The sequence below is a fragment of the Winogradskyella sp. genome, assembly GCF_965228925.1.
In the GTDB taxonomy this organism is placed as follows: Bacteria; Bacteroidota; Bacteroidia; order Flavobacteriales; family Flavobacteriaceae; genus Winogradskyella.
In genome coordinates this window covers 118244-136786 of sequence record NZ_OZ245845.1, presented here as the reverse complement: position 1 = coordinate 136786, position 18543 = coordinate 118244, and the positions used below count along the sequence as shown (strand labels likewise).

Sequence of the window (18543 nt, the reverse complement as noted above, 5' to 3'; positions counted from 1 at the left end):
TTAGCATGAAAAAATATTACATTACTATAATTTCCGTCCTGTTTTTGCAATTTGGCTTTTCACAAATTATTGAGGTGACACATCTGTCTAATGGAACGGTCTTGGAGTTACCTATTGAATCTATAGATAGTGTCAACGTTGAGTATTATAATAGTACTTCTCTAAAAAGAGTTTATCAAAACAATGGTAATATTCTTAGCATTGCAGTTCAAGATATCGATAGTATTACTTTTAAGATGCCCAATATCAATGATCTACCGGCACTCAGCACAACCGCTATAACTGAGGAATCCCCAACATCATTATTTTCTGGTGGTATTATAACAAACAATGGTGGTACGCCTATAATTCAACGGGGTGTTTGCTGGAATACCATGCCAAATCCCACGATTGCAAATAACTTTACGATGGATGGAACGGGAACGGGCAATTTTACGTCGCAGGTGTATCCCTTAAATCCATCAACAGTCTATTATGTTAGGGCCTACGCCATAAATGAAAACGGTACTAATTATGGCAATCAACTTGTTTTTACAATGGCGAGTCCAGACCTGTCTGCTGAATTACCACAGGTAACGACAGGAGATTTAACTTATGACGATGGTTTAACGGCCTTAGGCTCAGGTACAGTTTCAATCGGTTCAGGTACAATAACGTCTAGAGGTGTTTGTTGGGCCATTGGTGCTTCACCAACTATAAATTCAAGCCTTTCTGTAGAAGGCACTGGAGCGGGTACTTTTAGTAGTGTATTGGAAGATCTTTTGCCAGATACATTGTACAGGGTAAGAGCCTTTGCAACTAGTGATGCCGGCGTTGCTTATGGCGAAGAAGTTTTATTTAGAACGCATGATTTGCCCAGTCAATTTGAGACAACACTAAATAATTACTTAACAAATGGTACAGTAAGTCTTAATATGGGTGTTTTATTTGATGGAGGCTCAGAAATTACCGAACGCGGTGTTTGCTGGAGTACAGAAGGCATACCAACAATTGAAGATGAGACCTCAAGCTCAGGTTCGGGCGTCGGGCTTTTTAATGCTACATTAACCGATCTAAATTCTGATAATATTTACACATTTAGAGTCTATGCAACAAATGGCATAGGAACCTCCTATGGCCCAATAACTACGGCATCGCTTGATGGTAGTTTAAGCCTAGAAGACATATATTCTATATTATACACTTCAAATACTTTTAGACACGATGAGTTTGGTCAAAAGGGCGTAGATATTTATTCAGATATGTTGTCTGGTGATATGGCATTATCAACAACTACATATGGATGGTATAATTCGATAGCTGATCTTGAGGATACCACAACTGAGGATGCGTCTGCAACCAGTCCACCTCGATTAACCTATGACTATTACTTTAGAGTTATTAATGGGGTCAATCCCATTATTGAAGCACTTAGTCCTTCTGGTTCCGTCCCAACTAATGACGAAGATCAATGGGTTTTGGGGCAGGTGCTAGCACTCAGGGGTTATGCTTATTTTTACTTAACGCAGTTATATCAAGAGCAATATGACCCTACAGAAGTTATTCTGCCATTGCATCTAGGAGGCCAGAATGATGTTAGTCCTGTTGAGACAGGCGCTATTTATAATCAAATAACAAGCGATTTAAATAGTGCAATTAGTTTGTTAGATAATTATGTAAGGCCTAACAAATTACATATTGATAAAACAGTCGCCCAAGGCTTGTTGGCATACGTATATGCAGCCATGGGTGATTATTTAAATGCTAAATTATTAGCGGATGCAGTGATTAGCAACGGCCCTCCATTAACCACTACTGAAGAGTTGGCTTTCCCTGGCGCAGGATCTGGATTCAATGATGTTAATACGAGTTCATGGTTATGGGGTAAAGATTTGACTGCACAAGATAGTCAGCAATTAATTAATTGGTGGGCTCAGATGGATTATTTTACATATGGTTATGCTTGGGCTGGTGATACAAAATCAATAGATGATGGATTATTCGCTCAGATTTTGTCTGACGATATCAGAAAGACGCAGTTTGGAACAGGTTATGATGATTTGCAACCCATCGGTAAGTTCTTTGATCCTGGCAGAACAGAAGGCGGGCAATTACTCATTACAACGGATTTAATTTTCATGAGATCTGATGAATTTCATTTATTAAGCGCCGAGTGCGCTGCTGGGTTAGGAGATGATGCTACTGCAAGAGCAACAATGATTAACCTTTTAAACAGTCGAATGACTGATGCCAATGGTATTGTGAGTCCATTGTCTGGCCAAGCGTTAATTGATTTTATTTATTTACAGACGAGAATTGAACTTTGGGGAGAAGGTAAATCTTATCTCGCCATGAAACGAAATGATGCTACGGTTACTAGGGGAACAAATCATTTGTATCGTGCTGGCGAAACCTTTGCACACGACTCGGATGAACTCACTTTCGATGTTAGTTTTGAGGATATCTCCACATATACACCACCACAATTAGAGTTTTTAGACTGTGAGGGGCTTGTACAAAATGGAGATGATTTGGCTTTTGGTGAAGCGGTTACTGATTTTACCTTCCAAATACCTTACATTACACAAACAGGTGGAGATTATGAAGCTTTAAGTATCGAATCAACGGGAGTTGAAGGTTTAACAGCTTCACTCGACAGTGGTGTTTTTAATGAATTTGAAGGTGTGTTGGAATTTAACGTAACAGGAACGCCTTCACTTTATGGAACAGCGGAGTTTGATGTTTCTATTGATGGTAAAAATTGTAATGTCTCGTTTGAGGTTGTTGTGGCAGGAAATTGTTCGGCTTACCCAACGATATTGACAATTAATTTTAATGAAAATCCAGAAGAAACCTACTGGGAGCTTTATAGCACAAATAATACTTCAACCCCGTTATTCTCTGGCGGAATAAATGGAGGTTATTCTGGGATGACCTCAGTTGCTGTCCCTTTTTGCTTAGAGGATGGAGATTATATCTTATCATTTTTTGATACAAACGGTAATGGGATGTCTCTTACTGGGAATTATCAATTAGAAGATATTTATGGGAACGTTTATGCTTGCGGTGGGGCATTTGCTGATTCACAAAGTACATTATTTACAACAGGAGTTGAAACAGCAGATATACATGATATACAAGTTCAAATTCAGTTGGATACATGGCCAGACGAAACGACATGGGAGATTTACGATTTGTCAGGTGCACCAACCTTAATTATTTCTGGTGGTCCATATATTAATCCAGACGATGATTTTGCGGTATTATCCTATGATTTTTGTTTGCCATCAGGTAGCTACGGTATTGCCGTATATGATGCTTACGGCGATGGTGGTCCAACCTATAGTGTGTCAACCGGATCTACCATCTTAGTTCCTGCCACAACTGTAATGGGAACACAATCTTCGAATACTTTTACATTAAATTAGATGTTTAAAGATTATGATACAGGCTAGCCTCAATTGTAATGCAAGCTAATTTAGTTTAAATTTCCGCCTTAAGTACATATGAAAAGCCAAGACGAAAGTCTTGGTTTTTTTGTTTCCAGAAACGGGCTAGGAGCGCTTAGTTGAGTGCTAGGAAACAAAAATATCTGCGTTATTGCGAAGGCTTTTCTCGCCATGTTCAAGCTGGGGTTCACTTTAGGTAATTCGAACCTTAGCTTCTAAAACCAAAGTTCTCTCACCCAAAACTCTTTAACAACACCTTGGCTTGCAAATAATACTTTCCAGACTTATAGTTTTTCTTTTTTTCAAAATGCAGATTAATAATTTCACCAAACTTGGTGTGCTGTTCTAGTTGATATATAAGTGCTATAATCGCATTATAGTTACCCTCTAAAGTAAATTGATAGGTGTTGATCTTTAGATCATTTTGCTCGATGTTATGGGGCTCCCTAAATTCTACGATTTTTAACTGATGGGTATCTGCAAAGGTGTTGATAGCACTAAGCATACTATTCTGCATAGACCCCTGACCTAATTGGTAGGTCGTCAATAGAGAATCATAATAATGCTCCCTTTGTTTTAAGGAAGACAACTGCAAGGGCAGATTGTCAAAAACCAAAGCCTCTCGTTGTAAGGTCTTAAACTCACGCTTTAACTCAAATGTATTGGCTATAGCATAGTTATAGGCGATAATAACCACTATGATAAAACCAGCAACTAATAGGATGTTCTTAGTCTTTTGTGTCATTAGTAATATGGAGTTTAATGGTAAATTTTGAAGACCTGGATGTTATATCCTCAAAGCTTACAATGTCGATAGCATGTATCCATGAGATGGTTTCGAGTTGTGATATCCACTGTGAGAACAGAACCCGTGCTTTGGTTTGCCCCGAAATAAGAATTGTATTTTTTTGGTTTTCAATAGGTTTATCCTCTTTTATTTTTTTAACCAAAGGCTGATAATCGAATTCTCCTAATAAAATAGATTCAGGTAGACGATTAATGATCACATTTGCGTAAAATGAACTCTTAGAACTCTTACTCTGCAAAATATCGTTCACCATTTTTTCAGAGGTCTTGACTTTATTGTTAAGGTCTGTCATTTTAACTTTTGAAGCCTTTAAAACTTGTGCCGTTTCTCTAAGAGAATTCACCTCGTTATAATAATGGTTAAACATTAAAAAGTTGATCAGCAAGATTAAAAACAGAGTACTCAGGCCTATTTTAAGGAATTGCTTAGCGAACAATTTCTGTTGAAACGACGAATTTAGCTCTCCCTTTCTGCCCGCAAAACTAGATTGTATATGCTTTAATTTTGTGAGAAACTGCAAAGCGGCAGCAAAGCTAAGCAATAGCGTATTTTTAATATTTAGACCGTTGATGCTGTATTGCGTTTCCATATCATTGGCGTCAACGGAGATATCAACGATATGATGCGATTCAAATACAAAACTAGCATTTGATGACCTAATGGTGTCGCTATCAATAAAGGGATTCAACGTTGAGCATATCAGGTTTCCCAAGACAAAATCAACGACCATAAATCCCTTAGATAAATAGATATTCAACAGATCGTCAACGTAGTGTTTTCTGCATATGGATACAAATTGATATTCCCCCTGACTTAATGTTTCATAATAAAAATCCTCCACTTTAATATTCGGAAAAGCCATATAGACCAACTTCTGGGAATCACCTGTTTTGCTTTGGATACGTTTGGTTAAAACCGCATTGGTATTAATAACCAAACTAATAGCTTTATCCTTGGGAATATGTGTTTTTAAAGTATCCATAGTTTCGGTTTCGAAACTGTTCTCAATATCAAGCTGTTTTTTTTTCTTTTTTAAAACCAGGCCATAATAAAGGTCTTTACCGTGTTTCTGTGTGTGTTCTACACCGTAAAAGCGATTTCCAAACTTTAGATATGTCAAAATAGTTGCTGTCATTAGAACATCACCGTTGGTTTAATAAATACCGTAAGCTTGGATTTGCGACCTTCCCTTACACGTTTACTAAAGAGCCATTTAATCACCGGTATTCTTGCTAAAAGGGGCACACCAGAGCCAGAATTATTAGAAAAGTTCTCTTCTAAGCCTCCGAGTACCGCAATGTCCTGGTCTTTCATTCGTACTACCGAAGAAAAATTGCGCGAGCTGATGTCTGGTGGCGCATCCTCTGCAATACGCTGTCCAAAACTCGACTGTATTACATTGATATCCAGCAGTACTTCTTTATTGCCCGTAACATAAGGCTTAATCTCTAGGCCTAATTGCGCATCGATTGGAAAATAGTTTCTTATTTCAGAAGTCTGTGGATTATCCGTGCCAATAATATTGCGCTGTACAACGGCATAATACGAGGTCTGCCCATTTGAAAAGGAGGCCCTATGTCCGTTTAAAGTGGCGAGCTTGGGTGTTGATTTAATTTTAAGATCCCCATTGGTCTCCATAGCCTTGACCGTAGCAAAAAAGTTAGGCACTACTCTACCAAAGTTAAATACCGAAGTGCTACTAAAACCACTGATAATCCTATTGATGGTTTCTGCACCCACATTAATATCGGTGGTTGGAAAAAGCGTTCCTTGGGTAGTTGTGGGTTCGTTACCTATACCCCAGCTTACACCAGCTTCAACCGTACTTGTGACTTGCGCTTCCACGATCATGACTTCTATAAGAATCACGGGAATGGCCTTGTCAATACTCTTTATAAACTTCTTAAAAAACTCAATTTTGGCGCCGGTTCCCGTAACGTAAATACTATTGAGTTCTACGTCGATCTTATAATCCAAACCGGCTTTTACCTCTTCGGGAATTAAATCTAGAATACTACCATTGTCATTTAATGGAGCGCTATTATTGGTGGTAAAGTTTCTGCTTTGTGGTCTGGTGCCAGAGTTGTTAAGGTTGTTGTTATTAAACCCAAAGTTCAGTTGGTTTCTAAACCCTTGTTCCGCAACCTGATAATTGTCCCTAATGGCATTACCGCTATTCATGACCTGTGGATCAGACATCATGTTGACGGACCGGTGCTTTAACCTAATAATTTCTACCTTTCTAACGCTTAGCTGTTTTTCGGTACCGAAAAAATAGATGTCATCTTCTTTTTTAAAGGTGTAACGATCAGCAGGAGCTGAGACATTATTTCGGTTTTGCGGAGTCGTATCTGCGACGTTTGACAGACTTGCCGCTTGCGGTTCAAATAGCTTAATAAGCAAATTATCAAAGCTAATGGACTTGGCCTTCAAAGTAGCACGGCCTGCGCCATCTAAGGGTGATGCCATAAACATATTGATATCTAAAGCCTCTCCGATCACCTCAATAATCTGTTTTACAGGTACATCTTTAAAATCTACGGCCAATAATTGTACCGTTGAATCGATAATTGTAAAATTTAAGTCTGCAGTTACTCGATGACTCAGCCTGTTGTTTTTATCGCTTTGAGTTGCACTCAGGGCTTGGTCAAACACATAAAAATTATCTCTTGTTTTAGTGAGGACTAGGTTATTGGTCAGGGCCATTTTGTCCATGGCAGTATCAAAATCCGTAGGTTTAATATAGGCGGTCAGTTCTAAGTTTTCCATACCAGGAGCATAGAGCAGGTTTTTGGCACTTAGATCCATAATCTCCTTAAAGACCTCATAAAGCTGATTGTTTTTGACATCTATGGAAATAATCTCGTCCGTAGGATCGTAATCAATTTTAAATGGATATAGCTCTTCTACGGTTTCTTCAACATAAGGTTTAATAGAGAGAATATTCTTGGTGAATTCAATTGTTAAACTGTACTCTTTACAAAGAAAAAGTAGCATGTTGGAAACCGTAACGTTGGAGAAGTTGTTCTTTATATGAATGTTATTAAGCTCTGGTGAAATGTTAATATTAACCTTATGAATATTAGAGACAGCTAACAAAAAGTTGGGCAAAGTCACATCATTAAGTGAAATATTGGCATCCAATTGTTCGGATAGGCCGGTATTATCTGGAGCAAGTTGTAGGAGCTGTGCATCTAAACGCTCTAACCTCTGGTCGTTTTGCGAATAGACCATACCTGTCATCATGATTCCAACTACGATTTTTATAACTAATTTCATGTATTCTATGTTGTAATTAAATCAACCGTTTCATAGGTTTAATCGATTAATAGTGCATACACTTCTTCAACAGAAGTCACACCGTCTTGTACAAGCTGTATGGCATTGGTTTTGAGGGTTGCGATGCCTTCCGCTTTTATGTAGTCATCAATTTCCAATTGGTGGTTCTTAATATGAGCAACCAAAGTTTTTGTAATAGGTATAATCTCATAGATGGCTTCTCGGCCTTGATAGCCCGTAAAATAACAGCTATGGCAGCCCACAGGTGTAAATTGGGTTTTTAGTGTATCAGGAATTTTAAATTGCTCAGGAAAATCCGATGATTTAATCGCTTGCTCGGTTTTACAATCCGGACATAATTTTCTAACCAAACGTTGTGCTACACTAACATTCAAGGTGCTGGCAATCAGGAATGGAGGGATATCCATATCAATCAAACGGGATATGGTGGCCCAGGCCGAATTGGTATGTATGGTCGATAAAACCAGATGCCCTGTCAGCGCCGCCCGTATGGCCATATTGGCAGTTTTGGCATCTCGAATTTCACCAACCATAATGACATCGGGATCTTGTCGTAAGAAGGTGCGCAAGGTACTGGAAAAGTCCAGACCAATATTTTCTTTGAGCTGCACTTGGTTAATCCCTTCAAGGGTGTATTCAATAGGATCCTCTATCGTGAGAATATTAGTTTTCTCATCATTGAGTTGCTTTAATGTGGCGTATAAGGTGGTTGTCTTTCCAGAACCTGTTGGTCCGGAGATAAGGATAATGCCATTGGGTTTTTTAATAGTTTCTGTATACGATTTTAGTTCTTGGTGAGTAAAGCCTAAATCCCCTAACTCAATATGGTTGGCATCCTTACTTAAGATTCTTAAAACCATTTTTTCACCGTGTAATGTGGGAAGGGATGAGACTCTGATATCGAACTCTTCGCGTTCGGTTTTAACGGAAATCCGCCCATCTTGAGGTAGGCGTTTCTCCGAGATATCCAAGCCTGCTTTTATTTTTAGTTTATTGACGATAATGGGATATTGGCCCTGTTCAATAATAAAGTACTCTTTAAGCTTGCCATCGAGTCGCAGTCGAACGCGACAGCGCTCCTCATAAATCTCAAAATGAATATCGCTACTACCAATATGCTTTGCCGTAGCCAATAGCTTTTCTAAAAAGTCTGATGAATACTCAAAAGCCTCAGAATCGGACTGGGTGCGCTTTCTAAAATTAGAAGCTAGGTATTGTTTAATATTGTCCTCAGATTCTCCCAACAAGACCACCTGTTTTCCTAAAATGATTTCCAATTCTTGCCTGAGCTTTTCCGAGGTATCGTGAGACTTAAAGGTATAGCCGTCTTTATGATCATCAATAGGTATAATACCGTATTGATAGGCTTGCTCACTGCTGATAAGTTGTGTTAAATGTACGGGTATTTTAAAATGGTCTTTTATCATAATTCAAAAGGCATATAAGGAAACTGTTAAGCCCATCCAATTTGAGATGTAAGTCAACCCAAAAAATAAACTGATATAACCCGCAAGTGGTACAGACTGTAATTTGGAATAGCGTTTTACTATAAGATGAAGTACCAGTGCAAATACCAATGAAAACACAAAAATTATTAAGAAAGATAGTGTGGAAAATGAAAAGACCAAACCGATAAATAAGAGCACATCACCTAGGCCGAGGGCATCCGTGAAGCGCGATTTAAGCTTTAGTCTTGTATACAGAAAAATGATTGCCAGCAGTATCGAAATAAAGATCAAATTGATACCAACCGCAACGTAAAAGAGCTCTGGCAATGTGCTGTTGTAAAATAACACCGCACTGCATAGGCCCAATAAAGGAAACAAAAACCAATAGACTTGGCGGTCTTTTAGGTCTTGATAAAAGATAAGGCCCATACTGCTTATTAATATAAGTTTTAAAAGAATCATTAGTCTTTAATAATTTGTTTTGGTGTCCCGGTTTCATTGATCTCCCAAACGTTAAAGATACCATCACCATCAAAGTCGGTAATGGCCGTAGCGCGTGCGACAAAACTGGTGTTGCTGGCACTCAAAATCTCATACATATAATTGCTAGTGCCATCCTCCTTAACGGTTTTTGGAGCCTCAAAATCGAGCTCGTACAAATCCGTGGTGTATTTGGAATATAAATAACGGTGAGAGGTTTGATTGTTATAGATATATTTTAACTGCATTTGTGCCTCTATACTTTTGGCTTTAACCACTAATGGCATAAGGTTGGGTAAGGCGATAAGCATAAACACGCCTATAATAAGGAGTACAATTAAAACCTCCTGTAAACTGAAGGCTTTGGTTCTTCGAGTCATTTTTTTTAAAATCATGGTAGTCTATTTAAATAAAACCACACTCCTCAGCTTTAATGAGTAAATCCCTGTCATCTCCCTTGGCTACACCAAAAATTTCCTTTAAATGGCGTTTTCTTAGATCTAAAGCGGGCTTTGTTAAAGGAATCACAGATGTAAGGTGTTTCATCTTGGCGCCTTTTGATAGCTGATACAACAGTTGGCGATCAATTCTATCGAGTTTAAAATCATTCAAAAAATGACGACGCATTAGTTTTATAATGGCCTTACTATAATAAGGGGTATCATCTATAACACTTTTTAGGGCATCGATTAGTATTTTAAAGCTCATGTCTTTTTTAATTAAAAAAGCATCGGGATTTAAGTTCTCGAGCGTGTTGTTGAGCCTAAAATTGTTGTTATGGTAAGTAAAAGCCACAATTTTTGCATTAGGGAAAAACTCTCGAATTTCTATACCGAGATCCTCACCTGATAAATATCTATTGTCAGATGAGGGGTCCATGTTGATATCAAGTAATACCAAATCTATAGGTGTTGCTTTCACTGACCGTTGTATTTCTCTGGCGGCAGCCACACAATCAAGGCTGGATTTTACATCAAAATCCAAAATGCCATCAGCCTCGCTAATTTCTTCCAAAGCGGCGCAAAAGCGTTCCGTCATTAATGGCTCATCTTCAACAATGAGCGTGTTTATTTTTCTGCTCATAATAAATAAACTCAAACACTTAAGGGGATATAGTGATGTGATTTTTCGGTTACTAAGGTATGTAGGATCTAGGACCTGAGACTATACATTTTGTATAGTATTTCTATACAAAACGTATAGTTTTTTAAGGGATAAGGAGCATAAATTTACACCTTAAAAATGCAGTATTAGTTAACCAAATGTTAATGATGTATTGAATTTGATTATAACATGTATAACCATTATAAATAAATTAGATATGAAACGAACAATGCTTATGCTATGCCATACCTTGCTTATGGGTTTGGCATCGGTTTTGGTGGCCCAGGAGCTACCCACCATCATTCCGCCCTCGCCCGAAGCGGCGTCCTTGGGAAAGTTTTCCGAAATGCCCATTTCGCATTATACGGGTCTACCCAATATCTCGGTACCTATCACCTCCTTTAGCGTAGGGGATAAATCCTTTCCAGTCAGCATCAGCTACCACGGCAGGGGGATCCAGGTAGCTGAAACAGCCTCCCGTGTTGGCTTAGGCTGGGCCCTTAATGCAGGGGGTCAGATTAGTAGACAGGTAAGGCAAAAGCCAGATGACGGTATGACCGGGTTCTTTGGCCATTATTCCACAGTGTTTAACAACACCTTCAAGAACGATGGTACCGCGACCGGTCTGGATACCTGTTGCGCCCCATTCATTACTGACGATGACAAGTTACCCGATGTCTTTACCTTACAGGCGGGTGGTCTATCGGCAAAATTCATATACAATTATAAGGACAACCTAAATCCTATACTCCAAAAATATGGGGATCTCCACATTGATGCCCCAGTGGTCAACGGCAACATCAACGGCTTTACGGTGACAGACAAGGATGGATACAGGTACTACTTTGACACGACCCAGACTTCGGACCAAACACAAGAGCATTATAGTTATAAGGCAGACGGCAGTTTTCAGACAAACCCTGCCGATGTGGATGGAAGTACCGCTAATCAATGGAGACTAGATCCACATACCACCACTTGGCACCTTACCAAGATTGAGAGTCCCAATGGTGATATGGCCACATTTCATTATATAAAGCAGACGGACCATGTGATGAGGCGCTCCGGAGATACCTATGTTAACTCTGAATTTTCGTGTGCTGTTACCAGATCAAAGGTCGATCAGTACCAATTATCGGAAATCCGCTATAATTATGACACTCAAGGGGATTATGTAAAAATAGTTTTTGAAGCCAACGATAATAGACAAGATTTGGATAATATCTGGACTTCCGAGGGCAAGGAATTGGACGCCATTAAAATTTACGAAAAAAGCCATACTTATGATGTTGGAGGTTCACCGGTAACCCAGTTCCAGCTTAATAAAACCTTTAATCTGCACCATAGTTATATGGTGAGTCCCTCAGACCTGAACTACCACCAGACTCTGGCGAGTGCAGATCCTGGTGCCGCCAAGCGTTTGGTACTTGATTCTATTACAGAAGTTGGGGGTAGTATATCTAAGCCACCTTACAAGTTTAGCTACAATGCAGCGGTACTGCCCAATCGCCATTCCAATTCTCAGGATTTTTGGGGCTATTACAATGGTAAGGCCAACGGACAGTTCCTGACCTATCACAATAACGACAAACGTGTAGACACTGTACTATCTGAGGCGGGTATGCTGAAGAAGATTACTTATCCTACCGGTGGCAGTACCCGATTGACCTATGAGCATAACAGAGGCGTACTGGGCGCCGAATATGATGGGATATGGATACCGAGTATTAACCCGACCGGACAAAATTCTATTGGTCTATCCAATATCGGTATCAATAACAATACCTATAATACCTCTGGCGGCTTATATGGGCCTTACTACAATACCCCTAACTTTACAGTCAACAGTAGGTCACAATTTACTTTTAATATCAATCTTCCACCATGGGGCGGCGTAAACCAAAACGATGCCTGTATAAATGGAGGGTCTGGATGCAACTTTAGGATTCGCCTAGTCCCGATATCAAACCCTACCCAGCCCATTTACATCTGGACGGACAGCTTCCCCATGTGGATCGATGCCGGGGACTACAGGCTCGAAGTACACGTTCCAAATCTTTGGAACCCCACTGCGCAGTCCGGTTCTGGGCAGTTCTTTAATGTGGCCCTCTTCTGGGAAGACCAGGTAACAGGCCAAGGCACCATTCTCTATGCAGCGGGAAAACGCATCAAACAGGTAGAGTTTTTGGACAGCGCAGAAAACGTGGTTTCCAAAAAGACCTATGACTACAACGACTCTGGTATCATCCTAGGGCTCTCCAATTTTACCCATAAGGTACCGCTTAATCTTGGGGGGAGCATCGTCTATACCTCTGCCGATATTAATTCGGCCACACCCGGCTCCCCGTTCAGTACCTTTCAAGGGAATACCATCGGTTATAAAATCGTGGATGAATACTTGGGGGACAAGCAGAACAATGCAGGGAAGCGCCGCTACGAGTTCCTAGTCACTAGAGATAGTGGAGATTTTGTGGCACGGCCAGTAACTCCGCCGACGGACAATGAGTGGTTAAGGGGTCTACCTTTACAGATTATTGATTATAAGAACAATGGAAATGGTACCTACATGAAGGTAAAGCAGGTGGATAATGAGTATTTGGTGACCAACGATGCGCATACCAACGTATTACCGGTATCCAATACCCCACCCTATACCTTGCAGGTCCTGCCCAATAATCCCATATTAACACCAGATGCATATACATTTGATATAGCATCCATAAATCCAGCTACCCATCAGGCCGATATTTACTACAACGAGACACGTACCAATTTTAGACTGCCCTTTGCATGGTATTATAATCAGGTTTTAATAATCGGTAACCCGCCTATACCACAACTCAAGATCTTCCATTTTACGGGTGGGACTTTGGATACCTCAAAGACGGCGACGACCCTGTTCGATGCTAATGAAAACCCGACCATCATCGACAGTACCCTTACGGCATACAACTACACCAAGCACTACCAGCCCGATATGATAACCTCGGTAACAAGTAACGGCGAACCTATGGTACGAAGCTTTACCTATCCGCAGGAAATAGCAAGCGGCTATACCATACACCCTAATAACTATAATACCACCCCCATAACGGCCCTAGCGGAACAGCACCGTTTTGTACCCTTGGAGACCATGACCTTTAGAGATACCGATGCCGACGGGGTGGCTGACCTCGGGGAAGAGACCAGCAAATCAAAAACCACCTTTGCATGGTTTCCTGATGACCTAACCCAAGACGTCCTGGAACCCACCTTGGTACAGACCGGCAAGGATACCGATCCTGGCAGCGTTACGTTCATCGACCGTATCGATTTTAAGGACTACGATTCGGACGGTAACGTATTGCAGGTCTCCAGAACCGATGGTATGGATATCACCTATGTCTACGGTTATGGAGACACTTACCCTATTGCCAAGCTCGAGAACGTGGATAATGGGAACTTGACTCCAGCGCAACAAAGTGCCATCGACGCTGCGAAGGCCGCCTCGGAAAATGACGTGGATACCGCTTCGGAAGCCACACTGCGAACGGCACTGGATGGACTAAGGACGGCCTTCCCCGATGCCATGGTGACCACCTATACCTACGATTCGCTCATCGGTATCACCAGTATGACCGACCCTAAAGGTTATACGGTCTATTACGAATACGATGGTCTTAACCGTCTAGAGCGTGTTAAAGACGCCGATGGCAACATCTTAAGCGAAAACAAATACCATTACCTCTTGGACAATTAAACAAAAACACAAAACACAGAACACAATGAAAGCACTATATAAATTCCGATTATTGGCACTATGCTTTTTTATAGGGATGCTACTCTCTTTTTCACAAAGCCAGGACTGGTCCGCGGAAAGCTATTTGGTAACGATCAACGGTAAGGACGTTGAGATCAATTCTACATTGACTCTACAGGGAGCATCCCTTGTTTGGCATCAGAATGGTTACAATACTGCCCATAGCCTGACCTTTATGGTCACGGGAAGCAGCGGCAGTTGGGATGCCCAAAACCAATTGGGCACACTTACTTATAATCTGACGCTAGATAGCGACTCGGCCACGATGACCGTTACCGGTACTGCTGAGGGGATTAGCATAGCGCTGGTGATCGACAATAGTAATACTCAAATCGATAGCTATAGCTTCGAGGTAGAGACCTTTACACAACCTTAAAATCCAAGACCATGAAAGACATCAGATATATAAAACGTATTGCAGCGGTATTGACGCTGTTGGCGCTATATAGTTTTGGCCACGCACAGCACCTTTCGGGTCCCGATCCGGTGGAGCTGGGTATCAACTATACCTATACCTTTAACGACGGCAACTCGAGGCCGGGTGGCGTCTGGGAGGTCACCGGGGGCACCGTGATGAGTACCAGCAGCTCTGGAATGGACTATTTTGCCATCGTACAGTGGAACGTGCTGGGTGTGGGCGATGTGGCCTTTAAGGACCGCAATGATGTGGTACTGGACAACATGGCCGTGACGGTAAACCCACCGACACCCGTGGTGGTAACGGCCCTCAACTACGTGCACAACATCACCCCGAGGACGGCCACCACGGACATCACTACGCTGACCAACGGTGAGAAGATCGAGGCCATCAGTTACTTCGACGGTTTGGGGCGTGCCAAGCAGTCGGTGGCCATCAGGGCCGGGGGCAACAGCGAGGATATCATTACCCCTATGGAATACGACCCCTACGGTAGGATGGTCAGGGAGTACCTGCCCTACAGTGCGACGACAAACATCGGCAGCTATAGGTCCGATGCCCTGACCAAGGTCCTCGATTATTACGATACCACGGCCTACGACGATGACTTCCCCGGGATGACCACGGTGGACATCAACCCCTATTCGGAGAAGGAGTTCGACGATTCCCCCTTGAACAGGGTGATGAAACAGGCCGCACCGGGCAAGGACTGGAAACTGGGCAATGGCCACGAGATCGAGATGGACTATCTCACCAATACCTCGGCCACCGAGGTACGGCGCTATGATGTTAGTTTGTCAAAGAACACCGTTAGCGGTGTGGTGACCTATGTACCGACGCTGAGTACCGGTGGCCACTACGCGGTGCACGAGCTTATCAAGACCGTCACCAGGGACGAGAACCATCCGGGGACCGCTACCAAGGACCATACCACCGAGGAGTTCAAGGACAAGCAGGGGCAGGTGGTATTGAAGCGTACCTACGACAACGGAGTGGCCCACGATACCTATTATGCCTATGACGACTTTGGCAACCTGAGCTTTGTGATGCCCCCCAAGGTAGAGGCCCATGTGGACAAGCCCGATGGCACGGAACTCAGCGAACTGTGCTACCAGTACAGGTACGACGAGCACAACCGCCTGGTGGAAAAGAAGATCCCCGGTAAGGGCTGGGAGTATATCGTCTATAACATACTGGACCAGCCGATATTGACCCGGGACGCCAATCTGGACGCGCAGACCAGGTGGCTGTTTACCAAGTACGACATCTTTGGTAGGGTGGCCTATACGGGCTATATCACCAGTGGCAGCACCAGGCAGGCCCTACAGAATGCGGCCAATGCCGTCACTACTACCCATGTGACCAAACTGGGCAGTGCCACTACATTGGCCGGGACCACCATTTACTACAGCAACAACGGTTACCCGACCACCAATATCTCGGAGATCTATACCATCAACTACTACGACAACTATACGTTTGACTTAGCCGGTGGTAGCTCCGATACGGCCTATGGGGTAACGCCCGAGACCAATGTAAAAGGTTTGGCCACGGGCAGCAAGGTGAGGGTATTGGGTACCAGCGATTGGATTACGACGGTAACCTATTACGATGACAGGTCTAGGCCCATCTATGTGTATAGCAACAACGCCTATCTCAATACTACGGACAAGGTAAAGAGCGATCTTAGCTTTGATGGCACGGTCTTGGAGACCTATACCCTCCACACCAAGGGCGTACTACCTACAATGACGGTTATGACCGTCTATGATAGGTACTTTTACGACCATGCCAACAGGTTAACGGAGCATAGACATAAAGTCAATAGTGCAGCTCTGGATGAGGTCATAGCGGCCAATACCTATGACGATCTGGGGCAGTTGACAGAAAAGGGCGTTGGCGGAAAGCAGAATACGACACGATTACAGGATATCGATTACGATTATAACGTGAGGGGCTGGTTGAGGACCATCAACGACCCGGCCAGTCTTGGCAGCGACCTCTTTGGCTTTAAGATCAACTACAATACGCAAGACCACGGGGGCACCTTGCTCTACAACGGCAACATTGCCGAGACCGCATGGAAGACCGCAAACGACAATCTACTGAGACGGTACCGTTACGAATACGATGCGCTCAACAGGCTTACCGCGGGGATCTTTAATACCGGTAGCGGTAACCAGCCCAACAGGTATTCGGTTTCTAATGTCGACTATGACAAAAACGGCAATATTACCGCCCTTCAGAGGAACGGGCACGAAAACGCCGCAGCAACATCATTTGGCGATATGGACAATCTGGTCTACACCTACGAGACCAAGAGCAACCGCTTAAAGAAGGTCTTGGACAACGGCGAGGACAATTTTGGCTTTAAGGACGGTGCCGATGTGGCCACCGAATACACCTACGACGACAGCGGCAATATGCTGACGGACCTTAACAAGGGCATTTCATCGAATATTTTGTATAACCACCTCAATTTACCCACACAGGTGACCCTTTCTGGTGGGAATATTCAGTATATTTACGACGCTACGGGGATAAAACAAAAAAAGATCGTGAGTACGGGAACGACAACGGAATATGCGGGCAATTTTATCTATGAGGATGGGACATTAATGATGTTCTCGCATCCAGAGGGCTATGTGGAACCGCCATCATCAAGTGCACAAAAACATCCACCTTACAAATATGTGTATCAATATAAGGACCATTTGGGCAATATAAGATTGATATACTCGGATAGCGATAAGAACGGTAGTATTGACAGTGGTACCGAAATCATCGAGGAAAATAACTACTATCCCTTTGGTTTGAAGCATAAGGGATATAATAATACTGTTTCTGCTAATAGTAACTCTGTGGCGAGCAGGTTTAAGTATCAGTCACAAGAATTAATGGAAAGCTTAGGATACAATATGTATGAGTTTATATTAAGGCACTATGATGCGGCTATTGGTAGATTTGTAACAACTGACCCCTACGAACAATTTATGTCACCCTATGTTGCAATGGGTAATAATCCAGTTATTTCATTTGATCCAGATGGGGGACATTGTTATGACGCAAATGGTAATCAAATAGCTTGTCCTGATGCGGATATTTATGATGATTATAGAAATAGTGGCGATAATCATATGACTATTGGCGAAGAGGTTAATGTGGGAACAGTTGAGAGTAATTCGTCTGGACCAAATTTCGTTCAGAAATCGATTGCTTTTGGCTTTGTTTTAGCTTCACCTGTTCTAAATCTATTTACAGCAAAAGGTGGTGCGGCATTAGTTGATGATACTGGAAGAGCATCTGGGGATCCAGATTTAATAAATGATAATCCAGGTAATCGAGAAGTTCAAGAAATGAATGTTGAAGGTGTAATGCAGGCAGGTGGATATGCCAAAACTGGCAAGAACCGTAAGTCTGGGGATGGGAAGACGAATGCAAAGAATGTAAATAGCTCAAAGAACTTCTTTAATCACTTAAAAGAAGGACATGAGGATGCAAGTGACGCACTTGATAGAGCAGTGGAAGTTCCAAAAAAATTTATTGACCCATTTATAGCTGAGTTTGGAAATAAATTCACTACTGATATCGTAGGACAAAATACCAAAGTCTCATATGATCGTAATGGAAATATTGTAACGACAAAAAGAAAAGACACAACTATTGAAAATACATCTTCTAATAGAACGCGAACGTGGTCAGTATCCCAACAAAGGTTGGGTAAAAAAATAGATTCGCTTAGAAAAGCTCAACAGTAA

11 protein-coding genes are annotated in these 18543 nt (G+C 42.0%); 4 read left to right on the top strand and 7 right to left on the bottom strand.

Annotated elements, in window-relative coordinates; genetic code table 11:
• Positions 1 to 5: 5 nt before the first annotated feature.
• A complete protein-coding gene (locus ACO052_RS00495) occupies positions 6 to 3407 on the top strand; it encodes a RagB/SusD family nutrient uptake outer membrane protein (protein ID WP_422106041.1) in 3402 nt (1133 codons plus the stop codon).
• Between the two features lie 253 nt (positions 3408 to 3660).
• On the opposite strand, the gene pilO is transcribed toward ACO052_RS00495, so the two are convergent.
• Genes pilO through ACO052_RS00460 form a run of 7 tightly spaced genes read right to left on the bottom strand, consistent with a single transcriptional unit; the run spans position 3661 to position 10547 of the window.
• Positions 3661 to 4173, bottom strand: a complete 513-nt coding sequence (pilO, locus tag ACO052_RS00490; protein ID WP_422106040.1) for a type 4a pilus biogenesis protein PilO — start codon at positions 4171 to 4173, stop codon at positions 3661 to 3663.
• On the bottom strand, positions 4157 to 5371 hold the full coding sequence (locus ACO052_RS00485) for a hypothetical protein (protein WP_422106039.1): 1215 nt from the start codon (positions 5369 to 5371) through the stop codon (positions 4157 to 4159). Before ACO052_RS00485 ends, pilO begins: the two co-directional genes overlap by 17 nt.
• Positions 5371 to 7515 carry a type II secretion system protein GspD gene (locus ACO052_RS00480; RefSeq protein ID WP_422106038.1) on the bottom strand — a complete coding sequence of 715 codons (2145 nt, stop codon included), beginning with the start codon at positions 7513 to 7515 and terminating at the stop codon, positions 5371 to 5373. The genes ACO052_RS00485 and ACO052_RS00480 overlap by 1 nt, the downstream gene beginning before the upstream one ends.
• Before the next feature lie 38 nt (positions 7516 to 7553).
• Positions 7554 to 8963: a GspE/PulE family protein gene (locus ACO052_RS00475; RefSeq protein WP_422106037.1), complete on the bottom strand. Its 1410-nt coding sequence runs from the start codon at positions 8961 to 8963 to the stop codon at positions 7554 to 7556.
• A gap of 3 nt (positions 8964 to 8966) precedes the next feature.
• Entirely contained in the window at positions 8967 to 9413 is a 447-nt protein-coding gene (locus tag ACO052_RS00470) for a hypothetical protein (RefSeq protein WP_422106036.1), read from the bottom strand.
• Positions 9414 to 9445: 32 nt separating this feature from the next.
• Positions 9446 to 9859, bottom strand: coding sequence for a type IV pilin protein (locus ACO052_RS00465; RefSeq protein WP_422106035.1), 414 nt, complete (start codon positions 9857 to 9859; stop codon positions 9446 to 9448).
• A gap of 10 nt (positions 9860 to 9869) precedes the next feature.
• Positions 9870 to 10547: a response regulator gene (locus ACO052_RS00460; RefSeq protein WP_422106034.1), complete on the bottom strand. Its 678-nt coding sequence runs from the start codon at positions 10545 to 10547 to the stop codon at positions 9870 to 9872.
• Between the two features lie 238 nt (positions 10548 to 10785).
• On the opposite strand from ACO052_RS00460, the gene ACO052_RS00455 reads away from it, so the two are divergent.
• Genes ACO052_RS00455 through ACO052_RS00445 form a run of 3 tightly spaced genes read left to right on the top strand, consistent with a single transcriptional unit; the run spans position 10786 to position 18543 of the window.
• Positions 10786 to 14307, top strand: a complete 3522-nt coding sequence (locus ACO052_RS00455; RefSeq protein WP_422106033.1) for a hypothetical protein — start codon at positions 10786 to 10788, stop codon at positions 14305 to 14307.
• A gap of 25 nt (positions 14308 to 14332) precedes the next feature.
• Positions 14333 to 14743, top strand: coding sequence for a hypothetical protein (locus ACO052_RS00450; RefSeq protein WP_422106032.1), 411 nt, complete (start codon positions 14333 to 14335; stop codon positions 14741 to 14743).
• Between the two features lie 11 nt (positions 14744 to 14754).
• Positions 14755 to 18543, top strand: a complete 3789-nt coding sequence (locus ACO052_RS00445) for a DUF6443 domain-containing protein (protein WP_422106031.1) — start codon at positions 14755 to 14757, stop codon at positions 18541 to 18543.